Here is a 21,356-nt window from a genome sequence, read left to right on the forward strand (position 1 = left end):
AGTGTTTTAGTGAAATGTTGGTCGCTAATCGTGGCGTTAACGGGGGTAAAGATAAGGATGTTTTTTTTCTCGTCAGTTCAGAAACTCAATTATTGCTTTTGCCACAATTTCGGGCTGTTCTTCCTGGGGGAAATGTCCGCTCGCTTCCAATTGGATTGTCTGGGCATTTGGAAAGCCGCTTTGAAATTTGGCAAGATAATGCGGTTTGATAACAGGGTCTTTCATTCCCCAAACAAACAAGGTTGGCTTGTTTGAAATTGCTTGCCGTTGGTTCCAAAGTTCTTCAAACCAATCTTGGTCGTTAAGCAACGACCTGGCAAACGCCAATGTGCCGTTTCGTTGGGTTTTGTTGGCAAACGGTTTGGTGTATTGTTTTAAAGTTTGCTTTGAGATTTTTCTGTCGCCAAACGATTTTGGTAAAATAAATCGTGGCGAAAAATTGAGATAACGATACAAAAACGGCAGTAACGGGCTTTTCAATAGTTTACTCAATTTAATAAAGTCGGGATCGCTTTTACTACTCCACAGCCAAGAGTTGAGAACAACTAAACGTTTTATTTTTTCTGGGTGTTGAATAGCAAAGCTCAAACCGATTGCACCGCCAAAATCGTGAACAACAAGCGTAATGTTGTCTAAGTTTTTTTCAAACACAAACTTTTCAAGTGTTTTACCGTGATTTCGTGTTGAGTAGTCGTAGTATTCGGGCTTGTTCGAAAGCCCAAAACCAATATGGTCAATAGCAACACATCTGAAATTTGCTTTCAGTTTTTTGATGACGTTGCGGTAGTCAAAACTCCACGAAGGCGTTCCGTGAACGAACATAACTGTTTCTCCTTGTCCCTCGTCAATGTAGTGCAGCCTTTGTCCATTGATGTCAAAATAGTTTGATGTAAACGGATACGTTGATTTGTCAAGCCAATGATTTGCCATGTTTTTTGAATTTATATGGCAAAATTCCTAAGTATTGAGAATATAAAAGTTGGTGTAGACCAACATCAGAACATTACGGTATTAAACAACTTGCTGAAATTGGTCGGGTCAATACCTAAATAGGAGGCGATGTGTTTGTGCGACACAAACTGAAGCAAATGGGAACTACGTTGGCAAAAAGTTTTATACCTTTCTTCAATCGTCATACTATGCAACTCAAGGTGTCGGTTGATCACACCTGCCAAAACTGCTTCTGTCATTCGTCTGAAAAGCCGCTCAATTTGTTGCGATTGATCAAAGAGTTTTTGCAATTCGTCAAAAGTGATGTATTCCAACTCACTGTCGGTAAGGCAAGTCAAAAAGTGTTTTGACGGAACTTGAAACGAAAATGATTCGGGAATGGCGCATAAGTTTGGCGGATAGGTAAAAGCTACGACGTGTGTTTTGTTGTCTGCGTCAAAGAAAGACATTTGAACACCCCTATTCACAAAGTAAAGCTCTCGTTGAATTTGGCCGGGAACAGTAATTATGTCACCTTTCTTAAAAGTTTTGGCTTTGAGGTTTTGCGTCAGCAAATCGTAGTCGACTTGCCCGATATCGTGAAAGCGTTTAAAATATTCATACCGTCCCATATTCGGTCAATTCATTCGTTGGATGTTGGTATGCAAAGCTAATCAAAGTGCTAAATGACCACAAGCGCATAAATTGGATATGATGGCAACTTTATCTAAGTTTGCAACAATTTAAGAAAAGCGGGTATGGGTATCATTACCTTAACAACAGATTTAGGACATAAGGATTTCTACCAAGCTGCACTTAAGGGGAGCATCATCAGCCAGTTTCCGGCAGTGCGACTGGTCGATATATCCCACGATATACCGCCTTTCGATATCCAATATGCCGCTTTCGTGCTGAAAAATGCCTACCCGTATTTTCCCAAAAAGACCGTTCACTTGATCGGCATCGATTCGGTCTTCAACCAAGATACGCGTTACCTTGCCCTGTTGCACAAAGGACATTACTTTGTGGGTGCCGATAACGGGATTTTTTCGCTGATACTAGATGGCCTGCCCGAGGAGGCCGTGGAGTTGAATATCATCCAGGACCTCAAATACCTGCATTTTCCGCTGACCGATATTTTTGCAAAGGCAGCATGTGTCCTTGCTAAAGGGGGGGGACTTGCTGACGTGGGCGACCCAGTGGACAAAGTGGTGGACCGGACATTGGTACAGCCCGTCGTTGAGAAAGATAGCCTGCGGGGAAGCGTGGTTTTCGTCGATTCCTTCGGCAATGTGATCAGTAATATCAGTAAAGAATTATTCAATAAAGTACAGCGCAGCCGCAACTTCACCCTGTACTTCAGGCGCAACGAGACCATTGAGCAAATGAGCTGGCATTACAACGACGTACCCGAGGGGGAGAAGCTCTGTTTGTTCGGCATCAGCAACCACTTGGAAATAGCCATCAACAAGGGCAATGCGAGCGGCCTATTGGGGCTCCATAAGGGCGATATCATCCGCTTGGAGTTCGGAAAGTGATTCGCCGTAATCTTGGTCCGTTTTTTGACCGCTCATTCCCATGCGATTTTATTATCTTGTTACCACGGTATGGCTGATTGGCATGTGGCTGTTTTGCCCGGCAGCTGTTGGTCAATCAGTTACCCCGGATACCTCCGGGTACGAAGCCCAACGTCAAAAAGTGAACGACCTGCTGCAACAGCGCAGTGCACGCTTCGGTCAGTTTGATGAGAGCCTCAAGAAGCGGACGGGAATTTTTGGGCTAAAGACCAAAAAGGATATGCAGGCTTCGATCGATATCTTGAAGCAAATCGTTCTTACAGATAACGACATCTTCCGCGAAACCAAGATGCTCTTGGATTATAAGGACTTTGAAAAGTCGCAAGTGGTTCAACAGGCAAATGAATTTGATGGACGTATCAACGGATACATCAAGACGATCAGTAAGTTGCAGCAATCGCAGGAGCGCCTAGCCGGTGAGGTCGATAAGCTTGAAAAAACCAACCAGCGCAATCAAGGATTATTGGTTCTTGCTACGTTGGCGTTGGCGGGCATGGGCATATTTCTGGTCGTCCGCCGCCAAAAATTGACGAAAGCATGATGCCCGGCAACATTATTGTCTATACTTTTGCCCCTATAATTTTTATTTATAGGACATGGCAAGACAACGGCTAAACAGTGGGAATACGCCATCGGAGGACCTGCCCAAACCGAAGCTGACAAAGACAACATTAAAAAAAGCGAGTAAGCTGCTGGCTTATTTGAGGCCTTACCGTGGTAAATTCATCATTGGCATGGTATTCTTGTTCCTGTCAAGCCTTACGGCACTTACCTTTCCTGCTTTGCTCGGGGCCATGATTGACGCCGCCCAAGGTAAAGTGAAGTACGATTGGCTCGCCGTCGATATCCATACCATTGGTGTCATTTCCTTCGTCATCCTGTTTGTACAATCTGCGGTTTCTTTTTTCCGTATCCGTCTTTTCGTGGAGGTCGCGGAAAAATCATTGGCGGATATCCGGCGCGATTCGTACCACAACCTGATCACGCTGCCCCTCGATTTTTTCTCCAACCGCAGGGTAGGGGAGCTCAATAGTCGCCTGTCGGCGGATTTGTCTCAGATACAGGATACGATGACCACTACCTTCGCTGAGATCATCCGGCAGGTTATCTTGCTTACCGGCGGCGTATGCTGGTTGTTCATTGTTTCGTCCAAGCTTACCTTACTCAATCTGAGCATCCTACCGGTATTGGTGGTCGTCGCGGTCGTATTCGGCCGGTTCATCCGCAAGTTGTCGCGCCAGGCGCAAGATAAGTTGGCCGAATCGAATACGGTGGTGCAGGAGACGCTGCAAGGCATCAGCAATGTCAAGGCATTTGTGAATGAAGCCTATGAAGCATCGCGCTATTCGAAAACGCTCCAGGCGGTCGTCAAAATCGCGGTAAAGGGCGCCACGTACCGTGGCATATTTGCGTCGTTTATTATCTTCTGCCTTTTCGGTGCTGTCGTAGCGGTCATCTGGTACGGATCGGCCTTGGTGTCTGCCGGCGATATTTCCGTGGGCGACCTCACCACCTATATCCTGTACTCCATATTTGTAGCGGGCTCCATGGGCAGCTTCCCCGAGTTGTACGCCAATATCCAAAAGGCCATCGGTGCTAGCGAACGCGTGATCGAAATCCTCGATGAGCAACAGGAAGATGCCGGGTTGCTGCAAGCCGAAAAGACCATCGAACACCCCATCGGGGGTACCATTGCATTTGAAAATGTAACGTTTGCATACCCTTCGCGCCGCGAAATCACCGTATTGAAAGGTGTTTCGTTTGAGGTGCAGGCGGGTGAGAAACTTGCCATTGTAGGCCCCAGTGGAACGGGTAAATCTACGATTGCAGCCTTGGTACTGCAATTTTATAAGCCCGATAGCGGCAGTATCTTGTTCGATGGGAGGGCGGCCGACGATTACCCCCTTACGGATATACGCGGCCAGGTAGCCATCGTACCACAAGATGTGTTGCTTTTCGGCGGCACCATCCGTGAGAATATTGCGTATGGAAGGCTTGGCGCCGATGCGGAAGAGATTATCACCGCAGCCCAGCGCGCCAATGCCCATGGTTTCATCATGGATTTCCCGAAGGGATACGATACCATGGTAGGCGAGCGTGGCGTGAAATTGTCCGGTGGCCAACGCCAACGCATCGCCATAGCCCGCGCGCTGCTCAAGGATCCAGCAATCCTTATCCTCGACGAAGCCACCTCTTCGCTCGACTCCGAATCGGAGCGCCAGGTGCAACAGGCCTTGGAAGAATTAATGAAAGGCCGCACGTCCATCATCATCGCCCACCGGCTGTCTACCATCCGTGAGGCCGACCAGATTGTGGTAGTGGAAGCAGGAAAAGTGGTTGCTTCGGGTACGCACGATTCGCTGATGGATAAAGGGGAGGGTTTGTACCACCATTTATACAAACTGCAACTTGCCGAAAGATAGCATAGGAAAGTGCTAGGTGTACATTGCATGCCTAGGCGATATTGCAAATAAAAAGGAAATTAGCTATGTTTGGATGCTGTATGACCTGCCGGATAGGCAACAGCAAATCGAGGTAGGGTATAAAGCAGATAGCTGAAAAAACGAATTTGAACGAGTTAAATATCACGTTGGAGTATGTGAATCCCGCCATGTTGTGGGGTGCACAGAACGAACACTTCGAAGTGTTCAAAAAGCAATTCCCGAAACTGAAAATCGTAGCCCGGGGCAACGAGGTGAAAGTGCTTGGCGACGAGCGGGAAATGGCGTTGTTTAAAAAACAATTCGATAAAATTGTATCGCATGTAGAGCGATATAATAGCCTGACCTCAAATGACGTAGAAACGATTTTGGGATCTGTAAAGGAGGGCGAAGTACCCACTAAGCAGAACAGCGAAAAGGTAGCCACAGGTGGTGGCGAGCCCATTGTTTTCGGGCCAAATGGTATCGTCGTAAAGGCCCGGACGGCAAACCAACGGCGAATGGTGGAAAGCATCGTCCGGAATGATATCCTGTTTGCCATCGGCCCCGCGGGTACAGGCAAAACCTATACGGCAGTAGCGTTGGCTGTGCGCGCTTTGCGCAATAAGGAGGTACGGCGCATTATCCTCACCAGGCCGGCGGTAGAAGCCGGCGAAAATCTTGGATTCCTGCCCGGAGACCTGAAAGAAAAAGTAGACCCGTACCTGCGGCCGCTTTACGATGCGCTGGATGATATGATCCCCGCCGAAAAACTGAAGGTCTTCCTCGAAAACCGTACCATCGAGGTGGCCCCCCTGGCGTTTATGCGTGGGCGTACGTTGGATAACTGTTTTGTCATTTTGGACGAAGCCCAGAACACCACGGACATGCAGATGAAAATGTTCCTTACAAGGATGGGCCCGACGGCGAAGTTCATCGTTACCGGTGACGTTACACAGATTGACTTGCCTAAAAAGCAGCAATCGGGCTTGCCTACGGCATTGCGGTTGCTGGAGGGTATTGATGGGATAGACATTATCCACCTCACGGGTGTTGACGTGGTGCGGCATAAATTGGTCAAACGGATATTGGCCGCTTATGGTGATATTTGATATGATGATGCATCGACTCATTGTCAAATCTTCAAATCATTGAATTTTCAAGTCATCAAATCACGATGAATACGATAAAAGAAACAAATTTCCATTTTGAAGGGCAGCGGGCCTTTTACCGCGGTAAAGTACGCGATGTATATACCATTGGCGAAAAGTACTTGGTGATGGTGGCCACCGACCGGATTTCGGCTTTTGACGTGGTACTGCCACGGGCCATCCCCTACAAGGGGCAGGTGTTGAACCAAGTAGCGGCCAAGTTCTTGAAAGCGACCGAAGACATCGTGCCCAATTGGGTTGTTTCGGTACCAGACCCGTGTGTCACCATCGGCCATCAATGCCAACCATTCAAGGTAGAGATGGTCATCCGCGGCTACTTGGTTGGCCACGCATGGCGTGAATACCAAGCCGGCAAGCGCGAGGTTTGCGGGGAGCCACTACCCGAAGGGCTCCGTGAGAACGATCGCTTGCCCGAACCGATCATTACGCCTACAACCAAGGCAGACCAAGGCCACGACGAAGACATTTCCCGGGCGGATATCCTTGCACAGGGAATCGTGTCTGCCGAAGACTATGCTCAACTGGAAACCTATACCAAGGCGTTGTATAAGCGGGGCGCCGAGTTGGCAGCAGCACGTGGACTGATCTTGGCAGATACGAAATACGAGTTCGGTAAAAAGGATGGCAAAATATACCTAATAGACGAAATCCATACACCCGATTCGTCGCGTTACTTTTATGCCGATGGTTTCGAACAGTTGCAACGGGAAGGTAAACCGCAACGGCAGCTTTCGAAAGAATTTGTGCGAAAATGGCTGATTGAAAACGGCTTTCAAGGAAAAGAAGGTCAGCAAGTGCCGGAAATGACAGATGAAATCGTATCTTCGATTTCTGAAAGGTATATCGAGCTCTTTGAACACATCACCGGTGAGCGATTTATCTATCCCGAACGCGGGGATCTGTCTGACCGGATAGTGGAGCATACAAAAGCCGCGCTTCAGCAAATCGTTGAATAAAAAGATGATTGTACAGAATGAAATTCACCATTGACAAACACGAGAAATATGTCACCATCCAACCTCATGTGGAGATGTTAGACGGTGATTCGGCACCGAAGATCAAGGCAGAATTTGTATTGCGGAATTCTGGCGGGCAAAGTAATATCGTGCTTGACTTGTCGCATGTCAAAGATGCCGACTCTTCGGGGCTGCGCGTAGGCCTATTGGCACATCGCATGTGTAAAACAGCGGGGGGTGTTTTTATCCTCGCTTGCGCAAACCAACGCATCAAAAACCTGATTTCAGTATGCAAACTGGATGGGGTATTTACCATCGCCCCAAATGCAGCCGAGGCCGAGGATATGATATTTTCGAAAGAACTTGAACGGGACTTGCGGGGTGCTGCAGAAGAGGGATGAGATTTGATGTATTGATATTGGGAAGTAGCTCCGCCACGCCGATTTATGGTCGCCACCCCACTGCGCAGCTTATCAACGTCAATGAACAGCTTTATTTGGTGGATTGCGGAGAGGGCACTCAGGTACAGTTGATTAAATACGGCGTCAAAAGCAATCGCATCAAACATATCTTCATCAGCCATTTGCATGGCGACCATTACCTGGGCTTAATCGGACTGGTTTCGTCCATGCACTTGGTGGGTCGCAAAGATGAGTTGCATGTATACGGGCCGCCCGGGCTGAAGGAAATCGTCGAGCTGCATTTTTTGCATTCACAGACCGAGCTGCGGTATCCGTTGCATATGCACACTACCCAAGACGAAACAGAAAGTGTGGTGTTTGAAAACGAGAACTTGCAAGTGAGTACCTTCCCGCTGAATCACCGGATTGCCTGTACAGGATTCCGCTTCGATGAAAAAGAGCACCTCCCGGCTATTGATCGGGAAAAGGTTGCGGCTGTCGGAATACCCACGGCGCTCCTGCCATCGATAAAAAGAGGACAGGATTATACGGCCCCCGATGGCACCGTGCATCGCTGGCAGGAGTTGACCATTGCACCGCCACCGTCGCGGAGTTACGCCTATTGCTCAGATACGGTAAGGACAACGCGTTACTTGCCCTCCATCCGGCAGGTGGACCTATTGTACCATGAGGCAACATTTCTGCATGAAATGCTTGACCGTGCAGTAGATACATACCACACCACGGCATTGCAGGCCGCGGAAATCGCTGCCGAAGCGGAAGCAAAAAAATTGCTTATCGGGCATTACTCGGCAAGATATAAAGATTTGAAACCGCTGCTGCTCGAAAGCAGATCGGTATTCGAAGCCACCCAATTGGCACAGGAAGGAAATTGGTATCCTATTTAATTTGATAATGACAACAACATTTGATCTGACAAAACTACTGCGTGAAAATATACGGCAGCTTACGCCCTACTCATCTGCACGCGATGAGTTCAAAGGCGAAGCATCCGTTTTGCTGGATGCGAACGAGAATGCGTTCGGATCACCGCTCGATCGTCCTTTCAACCGCTATCCGGATCCTTTACAACATCAACTGAAGTTGAAATTGAGCGCTATCAAAGGGGTGCCCGCGCGCAACATGTTTCTAGGCAACGGCAGCGACGAAGCGATCGATATCCTGTTCCGTGCGTTTTGCCGTCCCGGTATCGATAACATCATCCTGGTGCCACCCACCTACGGCATGTACGAGGTGTCGGCCAACATCAACGATGTGGCCATTAAGCGGGTAAACCTGACAGCCGATTTCCAACTCGATTTGGAGGGTATTGCAGAGGCAATCGATGCGAATACGCGATTGATTTTCCTTTGCTCGCCAAACAACCCTACCGGCAACTCATTGCATCGGGAGGATGTAGAAACGGTGTTGGCCAACTTCAACGGACTGGTGGTCGTCGATGAAGCCTACATCAATTATTCACGGCAGAAGACGTTCATCCAGGAGCTGACGGAGTATAGTAACCTGGTGGTATTGCAGACCCTATCAAAGGCATGGGGGCTGGCTGCGTTACGGCTGGGCATGGCCTTTGCCAGTGAGGAAATCATCGAGGTATTCAATAAAATCAAACCGCCGTACAACATCAACCAAGCTACGCAAGAACTCGCGTTGAGCGCATTGGATCAGATTGACCAAGTGAACGAATGGATTAAAACCACCGTTGCCGAGCGTGATAAACTTTCGGAGAGCCTGCGCACGTTTGATTTCGTGACCCACGTATATCCTTCTGATGCCAATTTTATTCTGGCAAAGACAGACAACCCACGGGCATTGTACGAGTACCTGGTGGGCGAAAGCATCATTGTACGCGATCGATCAAAGGTGGAGCTATGCGCAGGTTGCCTTCGCCTAACGGTGGGTACGCCGGAGGAGAATACGATGTTGATAGCGGCATTGGGGCGATTCCAACCTGGAAATTGATGCCGGGTTGCAAAGAGCTCGTAAATTTTTATGAATTTAGCGGGCTTGTTGCCATAGGCGATCTGCATAATGAGATTTTGGTGATAACGAATAGCGATGTCGAATACAATTAAGCGATTATTATTTATAGACCGGGACGGTACACTGATTACCGAGCCGGAAGACGAACAGATTGATTCCTTCTCCAAATTGAAATTCTACCCGGGGGCGTTGCAATATCTGCCGCGCATTGCCCGTGAGCTCGATTTCGAGTTGGTTCTGGTGTCAAACCAAGACGGTTTGGGTACCGCTTCGCACCCCGAAGAAAACTTCTGGCCCGTGCACCACTTTATCCTCGACACGTTCGCGGGTGAGGGGGTGATATTTACCGCAGAACACATCGACCGTACATTTCCCCATGAGAACGCGCCCACACGAAAGCCGGGAACGGCCTTGCTAGGTGCCTATTTTAATGAAGGGGTATATGACCTTGCCCATTCGTTCGTCATCGGCGACCGCATCAATGACGTTAAATTGGCACAGAACCTGGGAGCTAAAGCTATTTGGCTTCGGAACAATGATGCGCTGGGAGCGACCGAGGCCCACCAAGTCGATGCGTCGGTCGTGGCGTTGGAAACCTCGGATTGGAAAGCGATCTACGAGTTTTTGAAACTAGGCGAACGTGTGGGCGAGCATCACCGGAAAACCAATGAAACCGATATTTACATCAAGGCAAACCTTGATGGCAAGGGCAGGTCGGACATCACGACCGGAATGCCGTTTTTCGACCACATGCTCGACCAGCTTGCCCGGCACGGAAACATCGACCTCACCATACGGGCGAAAGGCGATTTGCATATCGATGAACATCATACCATAGAGGATACGGGAATTGCATTAGGTGAGCTTATGGCGAGAACCCTGGGTGACAAACGCGGCATCGAGCGATATGCCTTTACCTTGCCGATGGACGATTGCCTGGCGCAGGTAGCCATTGATTTCGGTGGCCGTAGCTGGCTGGTATGGGATGCTGAATTTAAGCGTGAGAAGATCGGCGATATGCCCACGGAGATGTTTTTCCATTTCTTTAAATCCTTTTCAGATGCTGCAAAATGCAACCTGAATATCAAGGCGGAAGGTGAAAACGAACATCATAAAATAGAAGCTATTTTCAAGGCATTCGCCAAGTCGATAAAAAAAGCGGTGCGGCGCGATGCGGAACATATGGAGTTGCCCAGCACCAAGGGGGTGTTGTAAGGGCGTGGGCAAAGCAAAAAAGCAAATAGCAAAGAAGCATGATAGGAATCATCAATTATGGTGCGGGTAACATCTTTTCGCTGACGGCGGCGTTAGATCGGTTGGATATCCCTTATGGGATGGTCAACCAGTCGGACGAGTTGGACGGCTACGACCGGATCATCATCCCCGGTGTGGGGCATGCGGGTGCCGCTATGCGCAAATTGCAGGCTTCGGGGTTAGCGGCTTGCGTAGGTCAGCTTACCAAACCCGTATTGGGCATATGCGTGGGGATGCAACTGCTTACCGCTTACTCGGAAGAGGGCGACAGCTCGCTGCTCAACGTGGTGCCATTGAAAACGTTACATTTCGAGAACCGCATTGCAGGAAAAGTGCCCCACATGGGCTGGAATCGGGTGTTTCCTGAAAACGATTGTCCATTATTCGACAATGTGGGAAAAGATGCCTACTTTTATTTTGTTCACGCTTATTTTATTGAATATAATGCTACTTTTACCGCCGCTTATACCCAATATGGGCTGAAGTTTTCCGCCGCACTGCAGGACAGGAATTTTTATGGTGTGCAATTCCATCCTGAGAAATCCGGCGAAGCAGGCGAACGGTTATTGTTGAATTTTTCAAAATTATAGTAGATCAACCCCTATTAAGAGAATTATGTATATCATTCCGGCAATAGATGTTTTAGACAAGAAAGTAGTTCGTTTGCGCGAAGGCAATTACGACGATGCGACCATCTATGAGGTGAGCCTCGAAGAAATGATCGAAAGGTACCAATCAAATGGGACCGAATTTGTGCACATTATTGATCTTAATGGCGCCAAAGGCGACTTTTCCAACCAAAGCTACCTGTTCGATATCGTCCGCAAAACGGATATGAAAGTGCAATACGGTGGAGGGGTTCGAAGCATTGAGAAAGTACAGGAACTGGTGGATGCGGGCATCCACCGAGTGGTGGTAGGTACGCAAGCCATCACGAATCCGGATTTTCTGGATGAACTGAGCAAGCTCAACCGTGGTAAGTACAAATATGCCGACCACGTGGTTATCGCCATCGATGTGCTGGATGAAGTGATCAAGTATTCCGGCTGGATGGAGAGCTCTCCGGTGAAGTTGCTTGATTATATCGACCGATGCCTGTCGCTGGGATTCTTCCGTTTTCTATGTACCGATATCAATAAAGACGGCAAATTGGGGGGTGCCGGCGTGGAACTTTATAAAAAATTAATGGAGCACTCGCCCATTATCAAACTCATCGCTTCTGGTGGTATCAGCTCGATGGCCGATGTGAAAGACCTCGACGCCATCCACATGGAAGCGTGTGTAATCGGCAAAGCCATTTACGAAAACCACATCTCCATCGAACAAATCAAGGAGTGGAACCTGAAGTCGTTGATCCGTTTTTAGACACGATGTTAGCTAAACGTATCATTCCGTGCTTGGATGTGAAAGATGGCCGCACCGTAAAGGGTGTCAACTTTGTCGATCTGCGCGATGCAGGCGACCCGGTTGAGTTGGCTTGGCAGTATTCGCGGCAGGGGGCGGACGAATTGGTTTTCCTGGATATTACGGCCACCCACGAGCGCCGCAAAACCACGATGGAGCTGGTAAAAGCCGTGGCGAGACAAGTGAACATCCCCTTTACCATCGGTGGTGGAATCAATGAACTGGCCGATGCCGATGTGTTGCTGCACGCTGGGGCCGATAAGATATCGATCAATTCGGCCGCTGTGCGGAACCCCGAACTGATCAATCAGTTGGCCGCGGCGTTTGGTAAGCAGTTTGTCGTAGTGGCGGTTGATACACGCAACGTGGAAGGTAAAAATTATGTACACCTCAACGGTGGTCGGCTCAAAACGGATATCGATACCGAGGTGTGGATTAAGGAGGCCGAGCGCCGTGGGGCAGGCGAGATTTTGCTGACTTCGATGGACCACGATGGTACCAAGAATGGATTTGACTGTGGCTTTTTGAAAGCGATAAACGACCATATATCCATACCGCTCATTGCTTCGGGCGGGGCGGGCAATAAGCAGCACTTTATCGACGTGTTTGAGCAGGCCAACGTCGATGCGGCTCTGGCGGCGTCTGTATTCCATTACGGCGAGATATTGATTCCGGAGCTGAAGGATGAGTTGCGGCAGCACGGGATTGCGGTGAGGCAGTAAATAATTGTTTTTTCACTTTTTGGGATATGTTGGTGGCAAACAGCAAAGAGTAGAAAGGCAAAGAGCAGAAAAACAAATGAACGAACAACTTGACTTCGAGAAAAGCGGCGGCCTGATTCCGGCTGTCATACAGGATGCACAAACACTGGAAGTGTTGATGCTGGGTTATATGAATGAAGAAGCATGGCATAAAACACAACAGGATGGGCGTGTAACTTTTTTCTCCAGAAGCAAAAACAGGTTGTGGACAAAAGGCGAGGAAAGTGGACACTTCCTGGAAGTGGTCAGCACCCACATCGATTGTGATAGGGATACCATTTTAATAAAAGCGCAACCCAAGGGGCCTACGTGCCACACGGGTAGCCGGAGCTGCTTCAATACCGCGTATAACCACAACTTCATTTTTGAACTCATACGGATCATTGAGAACCGTTACCAGTTTCCGACAGCCGATTCGTACGTGAACCGGTTGCGTGGACGGGGTTTGAATAAGATCGCCCAAAAAGTGGGTGAAGAGGCCGTTGAAACGGTTATCGCTGCATTGGCCGAAGAAGAAATCGATTTTGTAAACGAGGCATCCGATCTGGTGTTCCACTTACTCGTATTATTGCGCGAGAAAAATGTGCCCCTCGAGGCAGTTGCCAAGAACCTGGAGAGCCGACACCAGTGATAAGGGACCAATAGGTAATAGCCCCGATGGTAAGGAAATAAATCCGCGTGAATCTGTAAAATCCGCGTAATCCGCGTTCAGCAAGCATGCACAGACTTCAAATAACTAAAGCAGGCACCCTATCGGGGCACCAGAACCCGATATTCGCTATTGAGAATGCGCCCGATCCGGCCATCGTATTCACCGGTGGGAATGACAAAGGCGTGGTACAATGGGACCTCAGGACAATGGCGTTTGAACGGATCCTATATCCCGTGCAATTTTCAGTTTATGCCCTACATCTCATAGCCCATTCAACCCTCTTGGCCATCGGTGCCCGCGATGGGAAAATAGGGGTGATAGATACCCAAACCCAACAGCTGGTCGCTCGACTCGAACATCATCAGCGCCCTGTCTTTGCGATTAAATCGTTCAAGAACAAGCCCGAACTCGTGGTTTCGTCTGAAGACGGTACCGTGTCGATATGGAATACGGACACCTATGAACTGTTATACCATTTTAAGGTATCAACACAAACGGTTCGCACCATAGCCATCAGCAACGACGAGCGGTGGGTCGTATTCGGTACGAAAGAAGGGGAAGTGAAGCTATACAATGCGGTGGACTACACGTTTGTGGAAGAGCTGCCGGGACATAGCCGACCGGTCACGTCTCTCTGTTTTTCACCCGATGGCCGATACCTACTCACGGGAGGGCGAGATGCACAGCTTCACGTCCTCGATATAGGTGGTTTTGCACTCGTAAAGGATTTTACGCCACACCTGTTTACGGTCTATGCCATTACCTACCACCCTACGCTGCCTATTTTTGCTACCGCAAGCCGCGACAAGAGTATCAAGCTCTGGGCGGCGGGCGATTTCAGGCTGTTGCGCACCATCAGTTTCGAGAAAGGTTTCGACAGCCATTTCCTATCCATCAATGATATCGTATGGAATCCCTATAAAAACCAGTTGGTCTCGGTAAGCGACGATAAGCGGGTAATGGTTTGGGATGTGAGTTGGGAACCCGGCGTTTAGTCGAGTTCCAGTAATGTTACCACCTGCTCCAAATATCTCCTGTCCACCTCGTCAAAATGGTTGAGGTATTCACTGTCCACATCCAATACCGCAATCACTTCGCCCTTTGCCACTACAGGGACAACAATCTCTGATTTGGATTGCCCGTTGCAGGCGATATGTCCGGGGAATATATCCACGTTGGGTACAATGAGCGTTTTTGCCTGTTCCCAAACGGCACCACATACCCCTTTTCCCTTGGCGATGCGTGTACAAGCCACCGGGCCCTGAAACGGACCCAAGACCAACTCATTGGCCCTGATGAGGTAGAACCCGACCCAAAAGAAATCGAATTGTGCCTTAAGTACCGCCGATATGTTCGCCATATTGGCAATAAGGTCACCCTCTCCGGTTACCAACGCCCGGAGCTGGGGTAACAATGCCTTATATTGCTCTTCCTTGGTGCCGTGGGCGATATTGAATTCCTCTGCCATGGTGATGATTGAATGAAAACCGGCGCGCTGTATCCTACTGGCAAAGTTAGTCAAATTTCCCAAGGGACAGAAACCCTATGGATGGTCAATCGCCGACCTTGGTTCTTCCAGCGGGGTAATCGGCGCAACTTCCCTCGTAGCTGGGATAACTGGTTTTTCGGGGCCAACCTTGCGTTCGTTTGCACGGATCCGTAATACGGCGATTACCCCAACGATGCCGATGACCAGCCATAAGAGGTCCACCACGAAAATGTCAAGTGCGCCTGTCCGATAGGTCTGCCACATCCAATGGCCGGTTTTGATACCATTTACTAGCGGGATGCACAGGCTAAGCAGCGCGCCGAGTGCCAGCGTCTCCTTATTGGTGGTGCGGAGATTCCTGCGCGCTACGTAGAGGCACGATGAGGCCAGCCAACTGTAAAAGTATATGCGGTAGATGAACGTTTGGTCGGCTGCGGGGTTTAGCTTGATAGCGATGAAGGTGAGCGCTGTGACAGGCAGCATGGTAAGGCATATGGCCACGAACACGTTTGCTGCCCAAAAGTTGAACTTGCGCTTATGGGCGGGGATGTTTTTCTTGTCGCGTGCAACCAGCCAGATGAGGATGCCGGAGATGATGACCAGGCACCCCATGATGCCGAGTACGAAAAACGTGGTTTTTACAGGATATCCGCCGAAATCACCGAAATGTAACCGATAGATGAGGGCCTTGACGCGATCGAGGTAGGTGACGGATACGGTGGGCGATTTTTCAGTGGTGATGGAGTGGCTGGCAGGATGGAAGGTGATTTTTCCGGCACCCGCAAAGTTTGTTTCCACACTGGGCGTGGCCTCTACCGTGATGTGCATGCTCTGGTCGCCGTAGTTTTTGATGTAAATCCGGCTGGCGTGGCTTCCGGGCCACCGTTCACTGACCTGCTGGAGATAAGGGTTCAAGGCAACACGCTCACCCAGGGGTTGGTATGCGTATTCGTACGTGCTCGCGTCGTTGTACCCGATGGCTGTATACAGTTCCTCGCTGTTGCCATCGTATAGCAGCTTGCTGAAGGGAAGGACAAGGGCGGTATTGACGATCAGGATAACACCCGTAACTGCATACATAAGCTGGAAGGGGAATCCGATGACGCCCAAAGCGGTGTGCATGTCTGTCCAGATGGTTTTCCATTTGCTCCATGGCCGGAAGGTGAAGAAGTTGGAAACGATTTTATCCCAATGCAGTAACAGGCCGGTGATGAGTGCAAAGAGGAAGAGGAACGATACGATACCGGCTACCAAATAGCCGAAAGGGGTGCCTATGCGGATGGGAACCTGGTTGAGTTGGGCCAGGAAATGCAATCGGTACAGGAATTCCCCCATGTCATAGGATTCGGCATAGGACCCAGCTTTGTTTTGTTTGAAATCGTACTGGAAATACGCTGAATCGCCGTTGCCGCGGCCCCGCCGTCCGCGTCGTGGGCCGTCCTCACCGGTTGATTTCTTCTTCACCGTGGTGTCTTGCGATGGACCCATGTTTACGTAGGCCTGCACGTTATTGTCTTGCACGTAGAAAGTGATGTCCCTGCCTAAGAGGTTGTGTGCAGCATGCAAGGAATCGAGCAGGTAATCGTAGTCATTTGCCGAGGCCGGATGGGCGTAGGCCGAACGATTTTTCTGCCAAGCGGAGATTTCATCGCGGAAGAAAGAAAATGAACCCGCGAAGAAAATAACGTACAATAGTGCGCAGATGATGATGCCGCTGATGGTGTGGGTATTGAAATAGATATTGTAGTTTCTGATATTCATGGCCTCAATGGTTTAGCAAATGGAAAAGCCCATAGAAAGTGCCGGACAATATGAGGTAGATACCCCAGATTTTCCAGCCGCTTTTGCAAAGGAATGCCAATAGGAGCAGTACGGCCCATAGGATATATCCGGTAATGAAAGCCGTGATGACTACTTGCTCCTGAGGGAACAGGTGGGTGAGCAGCAAGTGGAGGGAAAGCATCACGAAGTAGCCACCCACAAAACCTGCCGTGATTTTGAGGAAGCGTTGCCAGGGCGAACTAAGGTATTTTTTATTTGCGGGCATGGATCAGAAGATGAAAATTTCCAAGAGGATTGCCGTGAGGGCGACGACAGCCAATCGCGTGGCGTCGAAGTAGCGCAGCGGTTGAAGCAATACCACAAGGCAATAGCTGGCCATGAGGTAACCCAGCATGGCAAAGGTACCGGAACCGGGACCCTGCAGGAAAGCCACGGCAGCCCAGCTTGCCAGAAAGACCAATGTGCCGATGATACGGGCCAGTCGTGGTTTTCGGACAAACCCGTGGGCCCACAAGGGCTTGTTTTCGGGTTTTACCTTCGCCGAGGCCACATAGAACAACAGCGTGCCAATGGTGATCAGGATGAAGAGCGTGGTGTACATGGGTGGTTTCTTAAGCAAGGCTTCCCACGAGTCGGGCTACGATTCGCGGGAAGCCTCGGTGCAACGCGGTTAATCCAAATGCTCGATGGCGGTAATGGTGCCTCCGTCTACCCGAAGGCCCTGCATAGCACTGGCATTGTCCGAGTCGATCTTGTAGATATAGCCTACGCCAGAGGTAAGGTTAACGCCCACATAGCCAAACCTGCCATCTTCCGGGCTGTAGTTATTCAACGAGGTGATGGATTTGATATCGGCCACGTCAGGCATCCCCGTAACTCTCTTGAAGGTCTTGTCTACCACGTTGATGATGCCAACCGTTTTCCCCGCTGCGTATGCGCCCTTTTCCTCGGCGGTATTGAGCAACACAATAAACTTGTTGCGGCCAACGTAAAACCAATCGCTGATGCTGTATCCGGCCGATGCGGCTTCGATATCAAAGAAATAGGACTGGTCAAATTCGGTGGTGTTTGCCGGGATTCTGACAACTGCCGAAGGTTTGGTAGATGACAAAGCGCCGTCGGTCATCGCAACCGATGCCGAGAAAGCGTATACGTCTCCGTTCTCCGTCTGCCCGAGCCCATCTACGAAATAGCGCCCGAGAAAGCTGGTTCGATTGTCTTTGATCACTTTTTCCAGTTGCATATCCGGGTAGGAATATACAGCAATCCACGCACTGTCTGGGTAGGCTGTTTCGAAAGAGGCGCCGCAGCAAGCCTTGATGGAGAAATAGGGGGCGAACACCTTGTTGCCCACTTGCCTGATCCAGCTGAAATGTGCCAGCTCACCGTTGCTCGAAGGAGCACTGGTGCTTACCTGGCCTTCGCTTTCGATCTGCAGGCTGTTGGTATTGATGCGGTACCAGCTGGCAAACGGATTGGTGATGTTGCGCGAGATCTTCATGATCAGTAGGTCGTCATTAACCGGCGCAAAAGCCTGTACGGTTTCCGTTTGGAAATTGGACAGCTTGTTGAGCTTGCCGTCGAGTATGTTGTAGGTGGTAACGGCGCCGGGGTTTCCCTGTCCATACAGCAGGCTGAAAAACTTGTTGTTGTGGGTCACATAATACCGGTAGGTGCCATCTTGCTCCACGCCTTGCCCGGCGGTCGAAATGCGGCCGGTGTCGAGGCTGCTGGCCGTGAGGAGGTAATCGGCCACGCCGGTGCTGGCTGCAGGCGTCACGGCGATGATGAAATTGCCCGGGTTATCGGGTGTACGTTCGCTTTTGTTGCAAGATGCCAACAGGGTGGCAGCGGCAACGCCTAAAAATAATGGGTTTGATTTGATATTCATTTCACTTGTTTTTATCGTTTGTTAAAGAAATAACGGAAGTTGAGGTAGAAGCCCCGGCTGGGCTTCTGTAAACTGAAATTATCGTACATCCGGGTGTCGGTAATATTCTTGGCTTCCAGCGCGATGTTGTACCGGCCATCCAGCATGGAATAGACAACGTTGAAGTCGTGGCTGAGCTGTTGCGGTATATCGAGCTTATCTCCCCCCCGGCTGGGCCAATAGAGGTAGAAGTCGTGCACGAAAAGTAGGTTATAACCAATATTGAGGGTATTTCCCTGCTTGCCGACATCCCGGAGTACTACGGCTACATCGGCGTTGCCGAAGAGGTAGGGTATATTGGGCATCTGATCCCGATATACCGGACTGACCCCCGTATAACCCTCTTCGTACTTCTGCGTATTCATGATGTGCTGGTAGGTCAATGTCGCTCCAGCCATCAGCCAGTTTTTGAAGGAATACCGCAACTCGGCGTCACCGCCGAAAGTCTCCACTCCATCGCGGTTGTCGGCCACGATCTTCGATTGGTTGTTATTGAGCCTGTAATAGATATAATCGTAAGCGCGTCTATAGATGAGGTTTGTGTTCATCGAAAAGCGATGGTCCCGGCGCAAAGAAAAGTCGTAGTTCAACCCGATGTTGGCATTGTTGCTCCGCTCGGGATTGAGCGCGAAATTACCTTCCTGGTTCTCTACGTCGCCGAATATTTCGTAGGCCGTGGGCATCCGGTTGGTCAGCTCATAAGAGGCCTTCAATTGGAGATGTGGCGTGAGGTAATAGGCCGAGGCGAAGCCATAGCCCAGTTTATCCATGGCATTCTCGGCGTCTGCGCCGTCCCGGTTATGCTGATGGATGTGCTTCACGAATACGGTCGTGCTCCACAGGTCTTTGATGTCGTAATGATAGCCCAGCCCCAATACATTTTTGTAGGTGCGTTTCTGGCGTTCGTACTGTGCGTTGGTGGGGTTAAGTTCGTCGCTGCCTTCCCGGCGGAAGGTCGAAAAATTATCGTTGAGCGCCAGCGAGTGCCTTTCAGCGATCCGGTAGTTGAACGAGGCGGTGGAAAGCCCCTCGTTATTGCGGTATTTGTAAAGGCTACGCGATCGTTCGCCGCTGTTGGTGCCGGTGGGTTTCGAATTGCCGAACCAATCGAACCGGGCATCCACGGTATCGATATTTTGCTCCCAGCCGAGGTTATAGTTGGCATTGACGGTTACGTCGAGGCCTTGGATGAGGTTCTCCTTCTTGTATTTCAGTGTGGGCATGATGGTGGTGCCCCGGCGGTGCCACCCCCCGAATACCGATACCATACGGGCGCCCGTCTGGATTTCCTTATAGTTTTTGCCCAAGGTGATACCCGCGAGCAATTGATCGGCGAACGGTTTGTCGACCACCCCGATGTTGGCTACCAACGCTTCGTTGTGGTAGGTGTCGTGAAACCGGCGGATGGTTGTTCCGGCTGTATAGGCCCCGGTGTTGATGTCGGCTGCATCAACCGTTACCTTATAATTATTGTCCGAGTAATTCTGGTACGCGTTGAGGCGTACCGTAAATCCGCCGCGGCTGGTGTAGGCCGTGTTTACAACCGTACGGTGCGTATTGAAAGAACCGTAAGAATAGGATGCGTCTACGAAATTACGGTAGCGATCGCCGGTAACGATATTGATGGCACCACCCAGCGCATCCGAACCCAACCACATGGGTACAACGCCCTTGTATACCTCGATGCGCTCCGCTGCGTTGATCGGGATGTTGTTGATCTGGAACGAGCTTCCAAAGTTGTCCATCGGGATGCCATCGATGAAATAGCGGATATGGTTGCCCGTGAAGCCGTTCAATGATAAATTGAAATTGGAACCCAAGCCACCCGATTCCCGTACCCGGATACCCGCTACCCGATCCAGTGCACCCGAAATGTCCATCGTGGAGTTGTAAAGTTTGGTGGCGTCTATGGCGGTCACGTTATAGGCTTGCCGGTTTACCTCCTGTGCCTTGGTGAGGCCCATGACGTCTACGGCGGCGAGTTCGTTGGTTTGGGGGGCTAAGGTAACATTGAGCGTATTCACACCCGGCGTCAATGTGCGGGTGCCGGCATACGGTTCAAAGCCCACTGCGGTAACCGTTATGTGCGCCTGTTGCTGCCTAATGTCGGCGAAATGGTATCTGCCGTCCGTATCGGCAATGGCTGTAAGGTTACCAACCTTCACGGTTGCACCGTGCAGGGGTTGGTGGTCTACGTCGGTAACGGTTCCACGGAGCTGGTAATGGGTTCCTTGGGCGTGGCACAAAAGGATGCCGCAGAATAATAATACGGCGGTTGCGTAAAATTTAATATATTGCATTGCTTTTAGTGTTCAAATTAAAGGCTGGCCGTTGTACCTGCTAAAGGGATGGCCAAAAGTTTCTGCCGCCAGTTACCGCTGGTTGCAAAACAACAACTGCCGCTGTCTGGAGATTACCGTCTCCAGCGCGGCTTTTTTATGCTTCTATTTCATGTAGCTATATAAAACATATGGTTAAACGAATCGTTTTTAACGGAGGCCAGATTGTTTCCGCGCCATTCTTGTCGTCCAAACGGGGGATTGGAGCCGCGTCGTTTATTTAGACTTTGTATAAATAACATGACGCAAAAGTAAAAATTGCATTGATATTTCAAACCATTTATTTGA

22 protein-coding genes are annotated in these 21,356 nt (G+C 49.9%); 14 read left to right on the plus strand and 8 right to left on the minus strand.

The features are described from left to right. Positions 1–72: 72 nt before the first annotated feature. Complete coding sequence (locus tag ACEVG1_RS09870; RefSeq protein WP_374743492.1) at positions 73–930, minus strand: alpha/beta fold hydrolase; 858 nt, start codon at positions 928–930, stop codon at positions 73–75. A gap of 65 nt (positions 931–995) precedes the next feature. Continuing rightward, entirely contained in the window at positions 996–1,562 is a 567-nt protein-coding gene (locus ACEVG1_RS09875; RefSeq protein WP_374743493.1) for a Crp/Fnr family transcriptional regulator, read from the minus strand. A 126-nt stretch (positions 1,563–1,688) separates the two neighbouring features. Here ACEVG1_RS09875 and ACEVG1_RS09880 point away from each other — a divergent pair, with 126 nt between their 5' ends. The 14 genes from ACEVG1_RS09880 to ACEVG1_RS09945 all read left to right on the plus strand — a co-directional run bounded on the left by ACEVG1_RS09880 (position 1,689) and on the right by ACEVG1_RS09945 (position 14,523). After that, complete coding sequence (locus ACEVG1_RS09880) at positions 1,689–2,468, plus strand: S-adenosyl-l-methionine hydroxide adenosyltransferase family protein (RefSeq protein ID WP_374743494.1); 780 nt, start codon at positions 1,689–1,691, stop codon at positions 2,466–2,468. A 40-nt stretch (positions 2,469–2,508) separates the two neighbouring features. Further along, positions 2,509–3,048 (plus strand): hypothetical protein, encoded by a 540-nt coding sequence (locus ACEVG1_RS09885; RefSeq protein ID WP_374743495.1) that lies wholly within the window; start codon positions 2,509–2,511, stop codon positions 3,046–3,048. Between the two features lie 55 nt (positions 3,049–3,103). Beyond that, positions 3,104–4,930 carry an ABC transporter ATP-binding protein gene (locus ACEVG1_RS09890; protein ID WP_374743496.1) on the plus strand — a complete coding sequence of 609 codons (1,827 nt, stop codon included), beginning with the start codon at positions 3,104–3,106 and terminating at the stop codon, positions 4,928–4,930. A gap of 146 nt (positions 4,931–5,076) precedes the next feature. Continuing rightward, positions 5,077–6,039 (plus strand): PhoH family protein, encoded by a 963-nt coding sequence (locus tag ACEVG1_RS09895; protein ID WP_374743497.1) that lies wholly within the window; start codon positions 5,077–5,079, stop codon positions 6,037–6,039. A 65-nt stretch (positions 6,040–6,104) separates the two neighbouring features. Continuing rightward, a complete protein-coding gene (locus ACEVG1_RS09900; protein WP_374743498.1) occupies positions 6,105–7,055 on the plus strand; it encodes a phosphoribosylaminoimidazolesuccinocarboxamide synthase in 951 nt (316 codons plus the stop codon). 17 nt (positions 7,056–7,072) lie between these two features. After that, positions 7,073–7,456, plus strand: coding sequence for an STAS domain-containing protein (locus ACEVG1_RS09905; protein ID WP_374743499.1), 384 nt, complete (start codon positions 7,073–7,075; stop codon positions 7,454–7,456). Next, entirely contained in the window at positions 7,453–8,364 is a 912-nt protein-coding gene (locus ACEVG1_RS09910; RefSeq protein ID WP_374743500.1) for a ribonuclease Z, read from the plus strand. The genes ACEVG1_RS09905 and ACEVG1_RS09910 overlap by 4 nt, the downstream gene beginning before the upstream one ends. Before the next feature lie 7 nt (positions 8,365–8,371). After that, the gene (hisC, locus tag ACEVG1_RS09915; RefSeq protein WP_374743501.1) at positions 8,372–9,436 is read left to right on the plus strand and encodes a histidinol-phosphate transaminase; all 1,065 of its coding nucleotides are present in this window, start codon (positions 8,372–8,374) and stop codon (positions 9,434–9,436) included. A gap of 96 nt (positions 9,437–9,532) precedes the next feature. After that, positions 9,533–10,672 (plus strand): bifunctional histidinol-phosphatase/imidazoleglycerol-phosphate dehydratase HisB, encoded by a 1,140-nt coding sequence (gene hisB / locus ACEVG1_RS09920; protein ID WP_374743502.1) that lies wholly within the window; start codon positions 9,533–9,535, stop codon positions 10,670–10,672. 38 nt (positions 10,673–10,710) lie between these two features. Continuing rightward, on the plus strand, positions 10,711–11,301 hold the full coding sequence (gene hisH, locus ACEVG1_RS09925) for an imidazole glycerol phosphate synthase subunit HisH (RefSeq protein WP_374743503.1): 591 nt from the start codon (positions 10,711–10,713) through the stop codon (positions 11,299–11,301). Between the two features lie 25 nt (positions 11,302–11,326). Beyond that, positions 11,327–12,076, plus strand: a complete 750-nt coding sequence (locus tag ACEVG1_RS09930) for a HisA/HisF-related TIM barrel protein (protein WP_374743504.1) — start codon at positions 11,327–11,329, stop codon at positions 12,074–12,076. Between the two features lie 5 nt (positions 12,077–12,081). Then, on the plus strand, positions 12,082–12,837 hold the full coding sequence (gene hisF, locus ACEVG1_RS09935) for an imidazole glycerol phosphate synthase subunit HisF (protein WP_374743505.1): 756 nt from the start codon (positions 12,082–12,084) through the stop codon (positions 12,835–12,837). Between the two features lie 19 nt (positions 12,838–12,856). Next, on the plus strand, positions 12,857–13,507 hold the full coding sequence (hisIE, locus tag ACEVG1_RS09940; RefSeq protein WP_374743506.1) for a bifunctional phosphoribosyl-AMP cyclohydrolase/phosphoribosyl-ATP diphosphatase HisIE: 651 nt from the start codon (positions 12,857–12,859) through the stop codon (positions 13,505–13,507). A gap of 86 nt (positions 13,508–13,593) precedes the next feature. Then, on the plus strand, positions 13,594–14,523 hold the full coding sequence (locus ACEVG1_RS09945; protein ID WP_374743507.1) for a WD40 repeat domain-containing protein: 930 nt from the start codon (positions 13,594–13,596) through the stop codon (positions 14,521–14,523). On the opposite strand, the gene ACEVG1_RS09950 is transcribed toward ACEVG1_RS09945, so the two are convergent. The 6 genes from ACEVG1_RS09950 to ACEVG1_RS09975 all read right to left on the minus strand — a co-directional run bounded on the left by ACEVG1_RS09950 (position 14,520) and on the right by ACEVG1_RS09975 (position 21,029). Beyond that, positions 14,520–14,996: a GAF domain-containing protein gene (locus ACEVG1_RS09950; RefSeq protein WP_374743508.1), complete on the minus strand. Its 477-nt coding sequence runs from the start codon at positions 14,994–14,996 to the stop codon at positions 14,520–14,522. The genes ACEVG1_RS09945 and ACEVG1_RS09950 overlap by 4 nt on opposite strands. A gap of 75 nt (positions 14,997–15,071) precedes the next feature. Next, positions 15,072–16,778: a PepSY-associated TM helix domain-containing protein gene (locus ACEVG1_RS09955; RefSeq protein WP_374743509.1), complete on the minus strand. Its 1,707-nt coding sequence runs from the start codon at positions 16,776–16,778 to the stop codon at positions 15,072–15,074. 4 nt (positions 16,779–16,782) lie between these two features. Further along, the gene (locus ACEVG1_RS09960; RefSeq protein WP_374743510.1) at positions 16,783–17,064 is read right to left on the minus strand and encodes a hypothetical protein; all 282 of its coding nucleotides are present in this window, start codon (positions 17,062–17,064) and stop codon (positions 16,783–16,785) included. Positions 17,065–17,067: 3 nt separating this feature from the next. Next, a complete protein-coding gene (locus tag ACEVG1_RS09965; protein WP_374743511.1) occupies positions 17,068–17,400 on the minus strand; it encodes a hypothetical protein in 333 nt (110 codons plus the stop codon). 69 nt (positions 17,401–17,469) lie between these two features. Next, the gene (locus tag ACEVG1_RS09970) at positions 17,470–18,690 is read right to left on the minus strand and encodes a DUF4374 domain-containing protein (protein WP_374743512.1); all 1,221 of its coding nucleotides are present in this window, start codon (positions 18,688–18,690) and stop codon (positions 17,470–17,472) included. 11 nt (positions 18,691–18,701) lie between these two features. After that, on the minus strand, positions 18,702–21,029 hold the full coding sequence (locus tag ACEVG1_RS09975) for a TonB-dependent receptor plug domain-containing protein (RefSeq protein WP_374743513.1): 2,328 nt from the start codon (positions 21,027–21,029) through the stop codon (positions 18,702–18,704). Between the last annotated feature and the right edge of the window lie 327 nt (positions 21,030–21,356).

Origin of the sequence: Parapedobacter sp. 2B3, assembly GCF_041925275.1 — a bacterium.
In the GTDB taxonomy this organism is placed as follows: domain Bacteria; phylum Bacteroidota; class Bacteroidia; order Sphingobacteriales; family Sphingobacteriaceae; genus Parapedobacter; species Parapedobacter pyrenivorans_A.